Here is a 16,303-nt window from a genome sequence, read left to right as displayed (position 1 = left end):
GTGGTGGTTACGCCTCGTCGGGTTCGAAGTCGAGCGCCGCGCCGTTGATACAGTAGCGCTTGCCGGTCGGTTCGGGGCCGTCGTCGAAGACGTGACCGAGGTGCCCCTCACAGGAGGCACAGACCACTTCTGTCCGGCGCATGCCGTGACTCTCGTCCAGTCGCGTCTCGATGGTCCCCTCGTCGTAGACGTCCCAGAAACTCGGCCACCCGGTCTCGGAGTCGAACTTCTCGTCGCTGTCGAACAGTTCGGCCCCACACCCGGCGCAGGTGAACACACCCGACTCCTTGACGTCCAGTAGGTCGCTGCTGAACCGCGGTTCCGTGCCGGCCTCGCGGAGGATACGGTACTCTTCCTCGGTCAGCATCTCCCGCCACTCCTCGTCGTTGTCCGGCAGCTCGCCCTCGTGTTCGCTCATGGGACGTTCTATGGGCTGGAGCGGCATAAGCCCACGTCGGCGGTCGGGGTTCAGTCGTCGGCTGTCGACGCTTCGCCGGGGCGTTCGTGGGGCGAAATCGTCGCCATCGGCGCGAGGAACCGCGCGGGGTCGAACGCCGTCAACCCGTCGTCGTCTGCGACCCGGCGAGGCCAGTCGGGATTCGCGAGCGCACTCGTCGCCAGCGTCACGAGGTCGGCCCCGTCGGCCACTGCCTGCCGGGCGGCGTCGGGGTCACCGAGGCCACCGTTGGCGACGACCACCGTCCCTTCCGTGACGTGTTCGACGGCGGCCTCGGCGAGCGTCGGGCCGTCGTCACCGAACGTGGGGCTGGTCGCGTCCGGTTCCGTCGTGTGGACGTAGTCCGCGCCGGCGGCGGAGAGGCGCTCGAAGAACACCGAGGCGGCGTCCTCGCCTTCGGGCCACGCGTACTCCTCGTCGGTCACTCGCGTCTGCGAGATTCGGACGCCGACGACGAAGTCGTCCGGGACGGCCTCGCTGACGGCGGAGACGACGGACTCGGGGTACCGGACCCGCGCTTCCGGGCCGCCGCCGTACTCGTCGTCACGTTGGTTCATGTCGGCCGCGAGGAACTCGTTGAGGAGGTAGCCGTTGGCGGCGTGAATCTCGACGCCGTCGAACCCGGCCTCGTGCGCGTTCGTCGCGGCGTCGACGAACCCCTCGCGAGCGGTGTCTAGGTCTGCCCGTGTCGCTCGCTTCGGCTCCGGGAACTCGCCGCTCCCGCCGTAGGCATCGGCTTTCTCGGCGTCGGGGCCGACGGTCGACGGTGCCAGCGTCGTCTCGCCGTCTACGTGAGGGTTCCCCTGAGTCTGTGCCCCGCCGTGCATCAGTTGAGCGACGACCGGTGCGCCGGCGTCGTGGACGGCCTCGGTGACCTGCGTCCACGCGTCGACGTGGTCGTCGGTGACCAGTCCGGGCTGGTTCAGATAGCCCTGACTGTAGGCGTCGTCGGTGTAGACGCCCTCCGTGACGAGCATCGAGAACCCGCCTTCGGCGAACTTCGCGTAGTACTCGGCCATCGCTTCGGTGGCCCGTCCGTCGGCAGTCGCGCTCACCCGCGTCATCGGCGCGAGCGCGACCCGGTTGTCGAGCGATAGCGTCCCCAGCGTCGTCGAGTCGAACAACATCCTGACCGGAGCTAATCGCGGTACGGCAATAACCGGCCGTTCGGAGTATGCCGAATCGTGCGTCGGCGTGCCGTGCGGCATTTGTGGGCAATTAGTCGCGGGACGCCGGCTATTTGCGCGGGGGCACCGAAGGCCGGCTATGCGAGTCGACGCCGCCCGCGGGACGGAGGTACTGCGGGCGATTATCCACGAGGCGAGGACAGAGAAGATAACGTTCATGGCCGGTTCTATCGCCTACCACGCGTTCCTCTCTATCCTCCCGCTGTTGTTGCTCGTCCTGACCCTCGTCCAGCGGACGCAGAACGTCGTCCTCCGCGACTCCGTCGTCGGCATCATGCGGGCCGTGCTGACAGAGCAGTCCAGCGAACTCATCCAGCAGGGGTTGACCGAGGCGGACGCCTCCGTCTCCCTGCTCGGCCTCGCGTTCCTCGTCTGGGGTGCGCTCCGTATCTTTCGCGGCCTCGACACCGCCTTCTCGGATATCTACGAGACCAGCAGCGAGAACACCTTCGGCGACCAACTGCTGGACGGGTTGCTGTTGCTCGCCACCGTCGCGGTCGCCATCGTCGGCGTCTCCCTCGTCGGAAACTTCGTCTCGGTATCGGGCGACGGCGTCCTCGGCACCCTGTTCCGGGGGACGACGACGGCCGTCGGCCTGTTCGTCGTGTTCTACCCGATGTACTACGTCTTCCCCGACACCGACGTCACGGTGGCCGAGGTAGTCCCCGGAACGGCCCTCGCTGCGGTCGGCCTCACCGTCGCACAGGCGCTCTTTACCACGTTCAAATCCGGCGGCGCCGGGTCCAACCTCGTCGCCAGCATCCTCGTCCTCCTGACGTGGCTCTACGTCGTCGGCCTCGTCGTGTTGCTCGGTGCCGTCGTCAACGCCGTCCTCTCGAACCGCTCCGCGGACGTCGACATCGCGCCGGTCGTCGGCGGCGTCACCGAACGGGCAACCGACGAGCACGCGGCCGTCGACCGTGCCGTGTTGCTGTCTGACCTCGACGGCCTCGCCGACCGGCTCGTCGACGGCGAAGAAGCCGTGACGATAACCGTCGGCGAGGAGACAATCGTGCTGGTCACGCCACAGACCGCCACCGTCGAGCGAGAGCCGAGCGTGTTCGGACTGGACGACTCGGTGGCGATGACACTCCGGTGGTGGCCCGACGACTGAACGGGTGGCAGTCCCGGAGAGAAGAGCCAGAAGTTCGCCGCGTCCCAAGAAACCCCTTCTCTGTCGTACAAGTGAGCCGGTAATTCGACGTTGTCCAGATGTCGATAGCACACGCGCCTGAGCGACGCACCCGCCATCGCGATGGACGATGTCGATATCGCCCTGTTCGACCTTCCGCCAGGTATCAACGACGGCGGTCCCCCACAGCCGTCTCGGTGTATCCTCGCGAACTCGAGCTATAAACTCAGTAGGGAGAAAAACCGCGACCTCACCGGGTTCGTAGCCGTCGGCCACTGACCGTTGATAGCCCTGATAGCCCTCCTCCTGCCCCGCAGTAAAGATGACAATGCCAACCACGTTCTAGGCCACGGGAACTATTAGCGAAATAAAACCGCCGACCAACTAATTCAGTGGAAACCTTCGCCATCGAACACAGAAAGCAACAATCATTGTAACCCGAACACCGTGACGAAGTCACTGACTACCCATCAATCGGCTCCAAGAAAACAAACGTATAACTATCGTTCATTACCCCAAACGTACATTTGTATTGGCCATATGATAGAATCTTACAGAAGCAGACGATCAGTGCTTAAATCGATTGGAGCCGGCGCTGTAGGCTGTCTAACTTGGACAGCTACCGCGAGTGCTGGCAACAACGACGATAGAGGCAACGGATACGGACGGGGCAACGGTATCGGTGCGTTCCTGAACGACGAAGCGGAGTGGAACGACGATCCCTGGGATGGTGGCATAGCCAATCGAACTGGTGAATCTGAAGTAGATATCTCGGTGGGTTCCTTCACGAATATCGATGCGCCATTCCCAGAAGAGCAGGGCCCCTTCGCATTCGACCCGCAGGTAGTCAAAGTGTCCCCTGGAACCGAAATCACCTGGCGGTGGGTAGCAGCGCATCACTCCGTGACGTCGTACAACGAAGCTGCCGGTGACCCGTCTGATCCGGCGACTACGGGTGACCATGGGATGCTCTTCGACGAGCATGCGGCAGCGCCGAACTCGTTCACGTACACGTTCGAGGAGAGTGGTACGTATCTCTACTTCTGCCATCCCCACGGCACGCCGTATCCAGCGTTCGATGCGTTCCTCGTCAAAATGGGGCTAGATCCTATCCGAGAAAATCTCTTTGGGATGCGGGGAGCAGTGCTCGTCACGGGGAAGTGACTGACCTGATACCGACGTCGCGATGCGGTAGTCGGTCCCGCTCTGTTCGGATCCTCTCTGTCGTTGGTAGCGCGATGTGGATATCGAAGTGCTCGGGAGCGATATTCCACTAAAGCGGTGACCACAGCGACGTCCCTCTGTTCCATCCACGCAAGCCACATCCTATCCCTTCACCGAGAGGCGTTCTCGATCGGCCGCCGGAGCCACGGCTCGAACGCGACGTCTCCCACGATGTCGTCGACTGGCCGACTTGTTCCCAGCCGATTCCTACCAACCGCCGCTGCCGACCTCCGCAGCCCAAACCCACCTACTCAAACGACCAGGCCGTCTCGATCGCGGGTGGCTCCGCCAGCGTCTGGTACACGACGCAGTATCGTTCGGTATACTTCTGGAGCGCGGCCTGCGTGTCCTCAGCGAGGTCGCCGTCGACAGACACGTCCAGACGGATACCCTCGAACCCGACCGGTGCATCCTCGTCGATGCCCAGTGTCCCGCGAAGATCGAGGTCTCCGCTGGCCTCCACACTGATGTCGGCGTTGACGCCGAAGTTCTCCGCTACGGCCTGTGCGGTCAACTGCGAGCAGGCCGCCAATGACCCCAACAACAGGTCTCCCGAACAAGCTGCCACACCGGGCCCACCCGCCCCCTCGTGGAGCTCTGCCTCGTAGATCGCTCGCCCGATATCCACGCTACAGGCCCGGACGTCGTCCTGCTCCTCACCGGTCGCGGTCAACGAGATCTGTGCTGCCTCCGGATTCTCCTCGTACTCGTTTTTCAACGGCTCCTGTTCTTCTTGCAAGTCAATGTCTGGCATGCCCGTCCGGAAGTTATTAGTACGCCAACATGATTCTTCCGTTCCGATTTCGATACGGACCGATACATCCACGACCTTCGGACCGACGGCTGAGTGCCGTCCTGCGTGAAGTTCACCGACGACGTCTCGCTGGTGTCGATGCCATCGGGCGAGTACCCATCGTGAGTTGCTCGGCGGCCGCCGCATCACGCTCACGGAGGTCGGCGGCCGTCACCCCCTCGTCCTCGCAACACCCACAGGGCCGCCGTGGCCCGTGCGGAAGCCGCTCGGGCCGCTCGCCATGCAGCCCAGGCCACTCTTCGCGCTGGTCCAGCCGGCGCACGATAGCCTCGCGCGGTTCCGCTGGGTCGACTGCAGAGTCGTAGCGGTCGTTCGCCAGTCGTCGTTCGACCGCTTCCCATGCCCGGACCCGGCGAATGATGTCGCTGCCGTCGATGAGCGAGAACACCATCCCAGCCGCGGTCGCCACAGCCCGATTCTCGACGACGCGTACCTGCTGGGCCCCGGTCCCCTCGTGGTCGATCTGGCGCTTTGCGGGGCGTGCCATGAGGTCCTGATCCAGCCACCACGCTGGGTCCTCGCCGATGCGCTCTGCAAGACCGAGACAACGCGACCGCTCGCCTGACTCGCCACTCTGGTGTGTCGAGGGCATCAGGCATCACCCGCCAAAGCGCCGCCGGCGTTCGACTCGACTCGGAACTCGGCAGCAGACCCGAAGCTCCCTCTCCAGAGCGATTTAAGCCGCTCATAATAACGTAATCCGCGTTCTCTAGGGACCGGTATGTTAGAATGGGCTGTAAGCGCCGTCGTCGTCTGGCTCGTCGGGACGATCCTTCTCTGTCTGTTTCTATACGGCGTCGGGGAAAATGGGGCAGACCACAGGCCCGACGGCTGAAGGTCCAACATCTACCACGCATCTCCCAGCACGTGTGGCCAGCCGAGTTTCGCGAGTGTGCCCTCGCGACGGTCGGTCTCGCGCCACCGTCCACGCACGTGTTCGTCCAAGAGCGACGCGGGGATCACGGCGACTGAGACCAACACCCGCTCGTCGCCGGGCGTCGTCGTCCTCGGCAGGTGCGAGTTTGTCGACGGCGACGACGACGAGGTCCTCGACGTCGAGGCCGATCGCCTTCGGACCGGTCAATTCTGCGGCGCTACGCATTGCCACTCTGCTTGTTCCGGTCAGTACCCGCAGCTAGGCTACGGACTTCGCTGGGTATCCGAAACTCCCCGGCCCCGTCACCACGTTTTTTGATACGGCGGCGGACGGTCCGAATGTCCAGTGCCTGGACCCAACCTACTGCAGTGTGCAATGTGTGGCTGGACGGGAGAACAGTCCGACCTCGACAGTACAAATACTGGCGCTGCCTGCCCTGCGTGCGGTGAGACGTTAGTCGACGAGTAAGGCCAGCCCCCCGGTCGTCGCGTCAGCGTTCGGCGAACGGTGGGCAGTCTCGCCAGACACCTGTCAACCGTCACACCGAACCGCGGGCTCTATGTCGACGTCGCCGAAGTGGCTCGCGTCGATCAGGCCGTAGTATGCCTCCAGTGGCTCACTGCCGACGTATTGGATCGTCGCCCACGGGGTTCGAAAGACGTTCTGACCGCGAAACTCCCGAACATCGCTCGGGATGAACAACCCGGACGCGTCGACGTGGGTCTCGCGGACGGCGTCGGGTTCACACACTCCGGGCTTCTATGGTGTTCGCCGTCGTTGCCCGAACGCACGCGATAGTACCGCGCAGAGACGTGTGCACCGCGGTTGTCACACAGCGGACTCACGCCTCGACACTTCCAGAAAGTCCCGCGGCAGAAGTCGACAGCTACGGGGGGTCACATGTCCCCGCTTCGAACACGAGGCGCTAAGCCAGGGGTGGGATTTGAACCCACGAACTCTCGATTACAAGTCGAGTGCTTGGACCACCCAAGCTCCCCTGGCGCTCGCGTTCGTCCGTTGCAGGGGGACTGTTTAGAGAGTATCGTTTTCGGTCGACTTCTCCAGTTCGATTCGGTGGGGGGCGTAGCCGTGGTCGGCGTAGAACTCGCGAGCCGATTCGTTCTCGGCCATCACCTCCAGTGCGACGACGTCGGCACCCTTCTCCGCTAGCGCTGCCTCGCCAGCGCGGAGGAGTTCGCTACCGATGCCCTCGCGGCGGTAGTCGGGGCGGACGTAGATGTTCTCGACGAGGCCGCGAGCGGTCCGTTGTTCGTACCGACCGCGCTCCATCGCGACCATGGCGAACCCGACGAGCGTCTCACCCTCCCGGGCCACGAGCAGTCCGTCGGCGACGACACGCTGGAGGACGGCTTCGCGTATCGCGGTCCGGTTCTCCGACGCGAGGAGGTGCGAGCCGTGCGCTTGCTGGTCGCCTGCGAGGTCGACCCACTGGTCGACGACGGCGTCCACGTCGGCCGTTGTCCCGAGCGTTATCTCCACGGCGTATCTGGGGCGTACGAGTGCAAAACAGTTCGTGCCGTGATCGTCAGACGTCTCGACAGTCGGTACACAGCAACTGGCCGTTGAACGACGCGAGATTGCGGGCGAAGGTCCCGCAGGCCGAGCAGATACCCTGTTCCTCGAAGGAGTCCTCGGCGGCCGTCGCGCTGTCCGTCGTCGCTCCCTGCCCGGTGGTCGCCATCTGGGCCTCCTGGTCCACTTGCTCGGTCGTCTCGCTCTCCAGTCGGGCGGTCGAGAGTATGTCGTGTTCGGTCAGCGTCCCGAGGGGGTCGCCGTCCTCGGTGACGAGTACCCAGTCCGACGACCAGGCGGCCATCTGGTCGCGCGCTTCCGGGAGGCGAGCGTCCGGAGAGATAGACGGCACCGACTCCGTCATCACTTCGCCGACGGTGGCCGATTCGAGGCTCCCTTCGGAGACGAGATAGCCGAGTACGTCCGCCTGTGTGATTACGCCCACGGGGTCGTTACCGCGCAGGACCAGTGCGGTCGTCTGGTCTTCCCGAACCATGAGTTCGGTCGTCTCGAGGAGATCGTCAGATTCGCTCGCGCCGACGTACTCGCGGTTCATCACCTCCCGTACGGAGACCGGGTCGTTCATGTGTGTCACTATCTGCCGAGGTGGCTAAAAGATACCTCCACCACGTTTATGTCATGCGGTACCGAAGACCAAGGCTAGTTCTCGGCGGCGGACGGGTCGTAGTACTGACCACCCGACTTCAGAACGGACAGACCGCCGTCCCATCCGGTAGTCCAGCCGACGGAGCAACCGCTGGGCGGTGTCTCTGAGGACGGTTCGAGCGGCGAGTCAGGCCCGTCCTCGCCCGACGATACCTCGCCGCCGGAGCTCTACGGTCCCGACCATCGAGTCGTACTCGACGACCCCTGTCGCCGTCAACTTCGGGATGTGCTCGGTGAACAGTTCCTCTCGCATCGCTTCCCGGTCGACGTCGCTGACCGCCGACTCCGGTACCCCTCGCCGACGGGCGACGACGGCCGCCGCGAGGTCGCCGACGACCACCGGGCGGTCGCGTTCGTCGAGAATCGACAGGGCAAGCCGACGACTGTCCGCTTCGAGCAGGTCGTCGACGACGGAATCGGGTAGCGCCGCCGGGTCCGAATCGTCGTCCGTGCCTCGTGTCGCCATAGTGGAGCGTACGACGGTCCCCTACAAGTATGTGTCGTGCACTCACACCACACAGAACATCTCCCCCGCTGTTCAGGCGTGTTCGAGTCGGTACGGCCACAGGTCGGCCTCACGGAGTGCCCGACCGAGGGCCCGGTGGAAATCCGGGAAGTCCTCGAACTCGTCCTGGTCGACGGACTCGAAGACTTCCTCGACGCTGACGACCGTCTCGTAGTCGATACGGACCGGGTGGTCACCGTACTGGTCGACGTACTCCGCGGCCGTGAGCGGGAAGTCCTCCTCCTCGTCTATCTTCTTCGCGAGGATAGCGTGTCCGTACTTCCGTCGGCCTTCGCTGCCCTCTTCGCCGTCTGGGTCGTGCGGCCAGTCCATACTGGACGCTGGGTACAGCGACACAAAAAGGATTGCTCTCCGGCGACCGCTCCGAAGCGACGCCGTTCCGCGGTCCGATTCGGCGGGGTTCCTGCAGTCGGGCCCCCCACTCGGCCTCACAGTTGGTCGAACCCACCGCTGTCGTTGCCGCCGCCCCCGCGGCGGAGTACCAACACGAGCCCGAAGAAGACGACCAGGGCGACGCCGATGCCACCAGCGAGGTAGACGGTGTCGATGCCCATCACCGTCGCGGGGACGCCCGCGGGAAGCGGGATGTCCGGACCGTCACCGGTCGCCGGGGTCTCCCCGGGCGTAGACTGACTGTCGGTGGACTCCGTGTCGGTCGCCGCCGACGTGTCGTCTGCGACCTGCCCTTCGGTGATGACGATGCTTCCGGCGTCCTCGTCGTTCAACGCAATCTCGTAGGTGCCGGCCGAATCGACGTCGTGAGAGAGGCGGAGGGTGCGCTCGCTCTCCGCCGGAATCGACACGGTCGTCTCGTTCACTCGTTCGCCGTCGACCACCATCGCACCCTCGTAGTCGCCGGCGACGCTCCCGTTGTTCCGCACGACGGCTTCGAGGACGAGGCGCTGACCGCTCTCGACCTGCGACGTGCCGAGCGACGTGTCTTCGACGGTGAACTCGGGTTCGATGCGGCCGACAGCGAACGTCGAGAAGTCCGTCGCCGTCGCTTCGTAGACGACGCTACTCACCCGCTCCTCGACGATTTCCGTTTCGAGTGGCTCCCACGCGGACCCGTTACGGTGGTACACGGTCACCTCGCTCTGTTCCAGCCCGACCGCTCGGAGCCGGGAGCGATTGAGCGAGAACCGGACCGTCGCCCGTTCGACGTCCGCCGTCGAGTCGACGGTGAAGACGCTGGCGACCGTCGCCGACCTGCCGGACGGGACCGCTACCGTCGCCGCTGCCGGGTCGGTGTACTCGACGATTTGCTGAGTGTAGGACGCCTCGCCCGTCTGGACCGTCCACGTCTCGACGGCGAACGAGCGGTTCGCCGCGTCCGGGAAGTCCAGCGTGTACGGTTCGTTCGTCGGCACCGACCCCGCACGGACCTCGACTGTCCGCTGGACGTCGTCGGTGCTCTGGACCGCCGCCGTCGCGCGCTGGACGTCGACGAGTCCGGCCTGGCGGTCGTTGACGGAGATTCTGTACGTCCCCGGCGAACTGAACGCCACTGTCTGGGAGACTCTCACAGACTCGTCGGCGGCGACCACGACCCGTTGTGAGGCGAACTCGCTGCCGTTGCGCTTGAACTCGAACGTGAACCCGCCCGACTCGTCGCCGAGGTTCTTCACTCGGGCGGTGACCGTGGCGTTCTCGCCGACGAGAACCGTCGACTCCTGTACGTTCGCGTTCGAGAGGTACATGCTCGGTGCCGCCGCCGCGGGTGTCGCGAGCGCCCCGGCGACGAGGAGGACGACGAGACTCACGGAAACACAGCGGTTCCGGACGTCCCAGTCTGACCAGCTATCTGGCTGCATCACGTCGTCCTGTCCCGTACCAGCGGCTTAAAACCGACCGGTCGTTACCACGGTTTTTTGACCTATCGACGCCGAAAAATACGCTCGGAGTACACGACGACAGCGAAGTGGTGGGGCCGGGACTCGGACCCGACACCAGACTTCACCGCGTTCGGTCTGCCACGACGTAACTCCCAGTTGCACCGCTCTTCGGTCACGGCCGTCCCCTCAGAAGCGGTGGGGCTGGGATTTGAACCCAGGAATCCGTGAGGATACCGGTTTTCAAGACCGGCGCAATAGGCCACTCTGCCACCCCACCGCAGGCAGTGCTAACGACCGACTCCTCTAAGGCCTATCGATTACTCGCGAACCAGCTCGGGAGCGCCGTCGCCGTCTCGCACGCGCAGGCCCAACTCGTCGACGAGTTCAGTCGTCCGTGGCGGCACCACGCGTCCGGTCCGGACACGGGCCCGGAGCAGGGGGACGACCGTCCGGAGGTCGGCCAGCGTCTCGACGACGGGGTTCGTCGGGATGAAGTCGACGCCGTGGTCGGCGTCGGCGGCCCGGTCGACGAGAGTCTCGACGGCGGGCGTGGTGTACGCCTCCTCGAAGTCAATCGGTTCGCCGAACCCGGCGTAGTAGACGCGGCCGTCGGTCGACGGGCCGAGGACGACGTCGCTCGAACGGAGTTTCATCGCGGCGCTGTCTATCTGCTGGCGGGCCAGCAGTGCGGCGGTGGGTTCGACGGCGGCGACGGTCGCCACGCCCTCGCGGTCCAGCAGGTGCGTGACCGTGTTGCCGACGCGGGCCGCGTAGGACGACCCGACCTGCACCTCGTAGCGCACGTCGTCGGGGTTCTGGAGGGCCTCGTCGAGCGGTTCTCTGACCGCCGCCTCGGGGTCGACGCCGTCGGGGGCCTGTTCTGGAGAGCGGTAGTTGACGAGCAACTCGGCGCCGCTGGCCTCGACGGCGCGACAGACGTCGCCGAGCATCGCGGTGTACAGTTCCGTGACTTCCCTCTCGTCCAGCAAGTCGCCGACGAGTTCGGGGAGGACGAACGTCTCGACAGGCGGGTCCGCGAGGACTGCGACCGTGGTCATGTCCGACTGTGTGACCGGACGGGGTTAGTCGGTTGCGTTCTCTGCCCTGCCGGGCGTCTAGCGGCCCCGCCGCCCCTTCGTCTGGCGGTAGTCCTGCCCGAGGACGTCGCTGAAGTGCTCCAGGAACGCCTCGCGTTCGTCGTCGGTCTGTTCGGCTGGCGGAATCATGGGCAGAATCTCGAAGCCACGGCCGCGGATGGTGGTCGCGTGTCGCTCCGCGACGTCTAACTCGTCCTCCGAGAGCGTCGTGTACTCGAAGGCCAGTTCTTCGAGGGGGCGCTGGCCGACGGGGAGCAGAATCTCGGGGTTTATCATCCGTATCTCGCTGTTGAGGTACGGTTCGCAGTTGACGACTTCCTCCTCGGTCGCCGGCCGGTCGGGGTGGCGACACCGGGTGACGTAGGTGAGGAAGGCGTTGTTCATCTCGGGTTCGGCGGCGTCGGGGTCCTCGACCATGTCGACGGCGTGGAGGACGTCGAGTAGTTCGCGCTCCGTCTCTCCGGTGAAGGGGATGCCAGACTCGTCAGCGCCCGCACTCGGCGAGTCGCCGAGGACGACGAACTCCGCGCCCACGTCGCCGTAACCGTGGACGACGTTCGCCCGGATGTCACAGAGTTCGGGGCAGTTCTGACAGTCCTCGTCCATCCCGAACGGGTTCGAGATGGACTCCTGATTGGCGTCCATGCTAGTCCTCGTCGACGGTCTTGGCGTGGGTCTCCGCGTCCTCGGGGTCGTTCTGCGGGCTGGACGGGTGGTAGTCGGTGTCGTACTCGCCGGGACGCCCGTCAAGGCGGTCCGGGTTGATGCGGCCGGCGAGGAGCATGAAGTCCAGTACGGTGCAGTACAGCATCGCCTCGACGACGGGGACGGCCCGCGGCGGCAGGACGGGGTCGTGACGCCCGGTAACGGTAATCTCTTTCTCCTCGCCCGTCTCCCAGTCGACGGTGGTCTGGGTCTTCGGGATAGAGACTGGCGGATGCCAGCTAACTTCGCCGTATATCGGCTGGCCCGTGGTGATGCCGCCCTGGATGCCGCCGTGGTCGTTCCCCTCCGGCACTGGGTTGCCGTCGTCGTCGAACGCCCAGTCCTCGTTGTACTCGCTGCCGGCCGTGGTCCGGGCCTCGCGGCCGATGCCGTACTCGAAGTCGTTGACCGCGGGGATGGAGTACATCGCCTGTGCGAGTCGGGACGGGAAACTGTCGAACCGCGGCGCGCCCAGACCCGACGGGACCCCGCGACACTCGAAGTAGATGGCGCCGCCGATGGAGTCACCCTCCGTCTGGTACTGGTCGGCCAGTTCGCGCATCTCCTCGGCGGCCTCGGGGTCGGCACACCGGACCTCGTTCTCCTCGGAGTGCTCCAGAATCTCCTCGAAGGTCACGTCGTCGGCCACCACATCGCCGATCTGGCAGACGTGGGCCTTGATGGTCACGTCGTAGTCGGACTGTTCTAAGACCTGCTTGGCGACGCCGCCGGCGGCGACCCAGTTGACCGTCTCGCGGGCCGAGGAGCGGCCGCCACCGCCCCAGTTGCGCGTCCCGAACTTCGCCGAGTAGGTGTAGTCGCCGTGGGAGGGCCGCGGCGCCGTGATGAACGGTTCGTACTTCCCCGAACGCGCGTCCTTGTTCTGGATGACCATCCCGATGGGCGTCCCCGTCGTGTAGCCGTCCTGCACCCCGGAGTTGAGTTTCACCTTGTCCGGTTCGCCCCGGGAGGTCGTAATCATCGACTGTCCGGGTTTCCGCCGGTCTAAGTCCTTCTGAATCTCTTCCTCGGAGAGTTCGACGCCGGCCGGGACGCCCGACACCGTACACCCCATCGCCTCCCCGTGCGATTCGCCGTAGGTCGTCATCCGAAAGAGACGACCGAACTCGTTGCCGTTCATTACGAATGTGTGAGGGACGGGGCCATTTGAACCTTGTAGATGCGGGCCACGGACCGGTGGACGACGCCGGTCCTCCCACGGTTCAGAAACCGTACCTTTCAAAACGGACCCAGCGGACGCGTCAGTATGGAACCGCTGGCCGACCTCGACCCCGAGACGGCCGTGAGTGGACACGGCGACTGGGTGGAGACGGACCTGCGAACCGCCCTCGCCCGCCACCCGCTCGACTGCGTCGACACGGAGTACCCGCACTACGTTCGAGACGTCGAGGGCCCGGACGACGTCCCGGAGCCCGCCGAGCAGCACCCCACGTTCCACGGCTGCTACGACTGGCACTCGGCGGTCCACAGCCACTGGACGCTCGTCCGGCAGTTGCGGGTGTTCGACGACCACCCCGTGGCCGGCGACATCGTGGCGACGCTCGACGAGCGGCTCACGCCCGAGAACGTCGCCGCGGAGGTCGACCATCTCGAGGCGAACCCCGGCTTCGAGCAGCCCTACGGCTGGGCGTGGCTCCTGCGTCTCGCGGCGGAACTCGAGCTGTCGACCCACGACCGCGCGGCCGACTGGCGGGCGGCGCTGCGCCCGTTGGAGGAGCTCGTCGTCGACCTGACCCACCGCGAGTACCTACCCGTCGAGCGACCCATCAGGGTCGGGACGCACGGCAACACGGCGTTCGCGCTCTCCGCGTTCCTGGACTACGCGCGGGTGACCGGCGACGACGACCTCGCGGACAGCGTCGCGACGACTGCCCGGCAGTGCTTCCGCGACGACCGGGAGTACCCACTGGCCTACGAACCGCTCGGCTGGGACTTCGTCTCCCCGGCGCTGACAGAGGCGGACCTGCTCCGGCGCGTCCTCGACGGCGACGAGTTCGCCGATTGGTTCGACCGGTTCCTGCCGGGGCTGGCGAGCGACCCCGACGGGGTGTTACCGGACCCAGTCGGCATCGAGGAGGAGGACGGCCTGTCCCTGCATCTCGTGGGCCTGAACCTGTCGCGGGCGTGGTGTCTGGCGGGGGTGGCCGAGACGCTCGAGGACCACCCGGCGGCGGATACCCTGTCCCAGCGCGCGGCCCGTCACGCCGAGAGCGGTATCGGGCGCGCCTTCACCGACGACTACGCCGGTGCGCACTGGCTCTCGTCGTTCGTGCTCTACCTGCTGACCCGCCACGACGGCGGCATCGCTCCGGAGTGAACGGGCGAGGAGACGCCCCTACCGCTCGACTGCCGCCCCGAGGTCCGACAGCACCTCGAAGAAGTTCGGGAACGAGACGTCGACGTGTTCGGTGCCCGTGACGGTGGTCTCGCCGTCGGCGACGAGGCCGGCGACGGCCAGCGACATGATGATGCGGTGGTCGGCTTTCCCGTCGACGGTCGCGCCGTGCAGGCTGGTGTCCTCGCCGTAGACGACCAGTTCGTCCTGTTTCTCCTCGACTTCGGCGCCCATCTTCGTCAGTTCCTCGGCCATGGCGCTCACGCGGTCCGTCTCCTTGTAGCGGACGTGTTCGGCGTCGGTGATGCGGGTGACGCCGTCGGCGGCCGCGCCGAGCGTCGCGATGGTCGGCAGGAGGTCCGGCGTGTCCTCGACGCCGACTTCGATACCCGACAGCGCCGACCGTTCGACGGTAATTTCGCCGTCCTCGCGGTCCCAGTCGAGCGTCGCGCCCATCCGGTCGAGGATGTCGACGATGGCGGAGTCGCCCTGTGCGCTCGGGAACGCCGAGGTGACCGTCACGGAATCGTCGCCGGCCAGCGCGCCCATCGCGAGCAGGTAGCTCATCGACGAGAAGTCGCCGGGGACGTGGTAGGTGCCGTCCGCCGGGTCGTAGGACTGGCCGCCGGCGACGGTGTAGCCGTCGTGGGTCTGTTCGGCGGTGACGCCGAAGTCCTCGAGGACTTCGAGCGTAATGTCGACGTACGGGGAGGACTTGAGTTCGGTCGTCAGGTCCACGTCGATGCCCGACTCCGTGACGGCGCCGGCCATCAGGAGGGCGGTGATGTACTGCGAGGAGACGTCGCCGGGGATGGCGACGGTGCCGCCGTCGATACCGCCGCCGACGACGAGGGGAGCCTGCCCGTTCGAGCGCGTGCTGTCGGCGCGCCCACCGAGTTGCCCGACGGCGTCCAGCAGGGGGCCCTGCGGACGTGAGCGGAGCGAGTCGTCGCCGGTGAGGACCGTCAGTTCGTCCTGTAGGGCGGCCGTCGCCGTCACCAGCCGCATCGTCGTGCCGCTGTTGGCGCAGTCGATTACGTCGTCGGGCGTCTCGGGGCGGCCGTCGAACCCTTCGACGGCGATGGCGCTCTCGTCGCTCCGGTCGACGGTGCCGCCGTAGGCGCTGACGGCGCGCATCGTCGCCTTCGTGTCGGCGCTGACGAGTGGGTCGTGAACCGTCGCGCCGCCGGCGTATCCGGCGGCGAGGATGGCCCGGTGCGTGTAACTCTTCGACGGCGGGGCCTGCGTGGTCCCGGCGACCGCAGACTCGCGTATCGTGACGTCCATGTCCGGGCGATTGCGGGCGGGCGACAAGAGGCTACCGCTCTGCGAGACCGAGCGAGAACGGACGTGAGGGCTCGTTCAGAGCCGAACCGCGCCGACGACGAACGCCACGAGCGGGACGGCGACGACGACGTGCAACGCGACGAGCACGGCCTGTCCGACCCCGGTGACCCCCAGACTGGGGGCGACGACGAGCACCGGCACGAGCATCCCGACGAACACGAGCGCCGAGACGGCGACGAAGTTACGGACCGGACGGTCGGTCAGGCGGGCGAGCGCGTCGACGATAGCGAGGACCACCAGCGCGACGACGACGGCCGTGAGGGCGCCGAGCGTGGTCCTGCGGGTGAGTTCACCGGCGCTCTGTGCCATCGGGTACCGCGACGTGATTGTCGCCATACCGACACTAGACGCTGCCTCAGTACTTATACCAGACACTGAGGGCGCGGTTACTGTGCGATTGTCACGCACTCACCGCCTCGACGGGGCGTGACGGTCTGTTCGATTGCCGTTCTATCGGATGCCATGCAGTAGAGTCGCTCGGCGGGGAGATTCCCCCGGGGCCCGCGTATCTGCGGGTTCGCCACCGCCACTGCTGGTGTGCGTCGGT

At 65.9% G+C, this 16,303-nt stretch carries 19 protein-coding genes, 2 tRNA genes and 1 pseudogene; 4 read left to right on the top strand and 18 right to left on the bottom strand.

All coding sequences use genetic code 11. From position 1 onward, the window contains the following. Nucleotides 1–7: 7 nt before the first annotated feature. Complete coding sequence (gene msrB, locus EGH21_RS11095) at nt 8–418, bottom strand: peptide-methionine (R)-S-oxide reductase MsrB (protein ID WP_220618535.1); 411 nt, start codon at nt 416–418, stop codon at nt 8–10. A gap of 50 nt (nt 419–468) precedes the next feature. Beyond that, nucleotides 469–1,584 carry an oxidoreductase gene (locus EGH21_RS11090; protein ID WP_220618534.1) on the bottom strand — a complete coding sequence of 372 codons (1,116 nt, stop codon included), beginning with the start codon at nt 1,582–1,584 and terminating at the stop codon, nt 469–471. Between the two features lie 139 nt (nt 1,585–1,723). Between EGH21_RS11090 and EGH21_RS11085 the strand changes: the two genes are divergently transcribed. The 3 genes from EGH21_RS11085 to EGH21_RS11075 all read left to right on the top strand — a co-directional run bounded on the left by EGH21_RS11085 (nt 1,724) and on the right by EGH21_RS11075 (nt 3,940). Beyond that, a complete protein-coding gene (locus EGH21_RS11085) occupies nt 1,724–2,758 on the top strand; it encodes a YhjD/YihY/BrkB family envelope integrity protein (protein ID WP_220618533.1) in 1,035 nt (344 codons plus the stop codon). A 141-nt stretch (nt 2,759–2,899) separates the two neighbouring features. Next, nucleotides 2,900–3,055 (top strand): hypothetical protein, encoded by a 156-nt coding sequence (locus EGH21_RS11080; RefSeq protein WP_220618532.1) that lies wholly within the window; start codon nt 2,900–2,902, stop codon nt 3,053–3,055. A 261-nt stretch (nt 3,056–3,316) separates the two neighbouring features. Then, complete coding sequence (locus tag EGH21_RS11075; protein WP_220618531.1) at nt 3,317–3,940, top strand: plastocyanin/azurin family copper-binding protein; 624 nt, start codon at nt 3,317–3,319, stop codon at nt 3,938–3,940. A 307-nt stretch (nt 3,941–4,247) separates the two neighbouring features. Here EGH21_RS11075 and EGH21_RS11070 read toward each other — a convergent pair whose 3' ends face one another. From EGH21_RS11070 to aroC, 14 genes and pseudogenes are all read right to left on the bottom strand, one after another. Next, nucleotides 4,248–4,754 carry an OsmC family protein gene (locus EGH21_RS11070; RefSeq protein WP_220618530.1) on the bottom strand — a complete coding sequence of 169 codons (507 nt, stop codon included), beginning with the start codon at nt 4,752–4,754 and terminating at the stop codon, nt 4,248–4,250. A 112-nt stretch (nt 4,755–4,866) separates the two neighbouring features. Then, the gene (locus EGH21_RS11065; protein WP_220618529.1) at nt 4,867–5,406 is read right to left on the bottom strand and encodes a hypothetical protein; all 540 of its coding nucleotides are present in this window, start codon (nt 5,404–5,406) and stop codon (nt 4,867–4,869) included. Between the two features lie 816 nt (nt 5,407–6,222). Beyond that, nucleotides 6,223–6,441 carry a hypothetical protein gene (locus EGH21_RS11060; RefSeq protein ID WP_220618528.1) on the bottom strand — a complete coding sequence of 73 codons (219 nt, stop codon included), beginning with the start codon at nt 6,439–6,441 and terminating at the stop codon, nt 6,223–6,225. A gap of 38 nt (nt 6,442–6,479) precedes the next feature. Next, nucleotides 6,480–6,536: pseudogene (locus tag EGH21_RS24690) on the bottom strand (hypothetical protein); the annotation flags it as partial. Nucleotides 6,537–6,619: 83 nt separating this feature from the next. Next, nucleotides 6,620–6,693: transfer RNA gene (locus tag EGH21_RS11055), tRNA-Thr, on the bottom strand. Nucleotides 6,694–6,723: 30 nt separating this feature from the next. Next, nucleotides 6,724–7,191 (bottom strand): GNAT family N-acetyltransferase, encoded by a 468-nt coding sequence (locus EGH21_RS11050; protein ID WP_220618527.1) that lies wholly within the window; start codon nt 7,189–7,191, stop codon nt 6,724–6,726. Nucleotides 7,192–7,237: 46 nt separating this feature from the next. After that, nucleotides 7,238–7,810, bottom strand: a complete 573-nt coding sequence (locus tag EGH21_RS11045) for a CBS domain-containing protein (protein ID WP_220618526.1) — start codon at nt 7,808–7,810, stop codon at nt 7,238–7,240. 207 nt (nt 7,811–8,017) lie between these two features. After that, on the bottom strand, nt 8,018–8,356 hold the full coding sequence (locus tag EGH21_RS11040) for a DUF7344 domain-containing protein (RefSeq protein ID WP_220618525.1): 339 nt from the start codon (nt 8,354–8,356) through the stop codon (nt 8,018–8,020). A 72-nt stretch (nt 8,357–8,428) separates the two neighbouring features. Then, nucleotides 8,429–8,728 (bottom strand): DUF5785 family protein, encoded by a 300-nt coding sequence (locus EGH21_RS11035; protein ID WP_220618524.1) that lies wholly within the window; start codon nt 8,726–8,728, stop codon nt 8,429–8,431. 116 nt (nt 8,729–8,844) lie between these two features. Next, on the bottom strand, nt 8,845–10,230 hold the full coding sequence (locus tag EGH21_RS11030) for a PGF-pre-PGF domain-containing protein (RefSeq protein ID WP_220618523.1): 1,386 nt from the start codon (nt 10,228–10,230) through the stop codon (nt 8,845–8,847). Nucleotides 10,231–10,444: 214 nt separating this feature from the next. Beyond that, nucleotides 10,445–10,528 (bottom strand) — tRNA-Ser (locus EGH21_RS11025). A gap of 40 nt (nt 10,529–10,568) precedes the next feature. After that, nucleotides 10,569–11,309, bottom strand: coding sequence for a hypothetical protein (locus EGH21_RS11020; RefSeq protein WP_220618522.1), 741 nt, complete (start codon nt 11,307–11,309; stop codon nt 10,569–10,571). Between the two features lie 57 nt (nt 11,310–11,366). Continuing rightward, the gene (locus EGH21_RS11015) at nt 11,367–11,993 is read right to left on the bottom strand and encodes a uracil-DNA glycosylase (protein WP_220618521.1); all 627 of its coding nucleotides are present in this window, start codon (nt 11,991–11,993) and stop codon (nt 11,367–11,369) included. Between the two features lies 1 nt (nt 11,994). After that, a complete protein-coding gene (gene aroC, locus EGH21_RS11010) occupies nt 11,995–13,194 on the bottom strand; it encodes a chorismate synthase (RefSeq protein WP_220618520.1) in 1,200 nt (399 codons plus the stop codon). Between the two features lie 126 nt (nt 13,195–13,320). Here aroC and EGH21_RS11005 point away from each other — a divergent pair, with 126 nt between their 5' ends. Further along, the gene (locus EGH21_RS11005; protein ID WP_220618519.1) at nt 13,321–14,391 is read left to right on the top strand and encodes a DUF2891 domain-containing protein; all 1,071 of its coding nucleotides are present in this window, start codon (nt 13,321–13,323) and stop codon (nt 14,389–14,391) included. 18 nt (nt 14,392–14,409) lie between these two features. On the opposite strand, the gene aroA is transcribed toward EGH21_RS11005, so the two are convergent. Further along, nucleotides 14,410–15,696, bottom strand: coding sequence for a 3-phosphoshikimate 1-carboxyvinyltransferase (gene aroA, locus EGH21_RS11000; protein ID WP_220618518.1), 1,287 nt, complete (start codon nt 15,694–15,696; stop codon nt 14,410–14,412). 75 nt (nt 15,697–15,771) lie between these two features. Further along, nucleotides 15,772–16,092 (bottom strand): hypothetical protein, encoded by a 321-nt coding sequence (locus EGH21_RS10995; protein ID WP_220618517.1) that lies wholly within the window; start codon nt 16,090–16,092, stop codon nt 15,772–15,774. Between the last annotated feature and the right edge of the window lie 211 nt (nt 16,093–16,303).

This window comes from Haloarcula rubra, assembly GCF_019599465.1.
GTDB lineage: Archaea > Halobacteriota > Halobacteria > Halobacteriales > Haloarculaceae > Haloarcula > Haloarcula rubra.
This window is presented reverse-complemented; position numbering and strand designations above follow the sequence as displayed.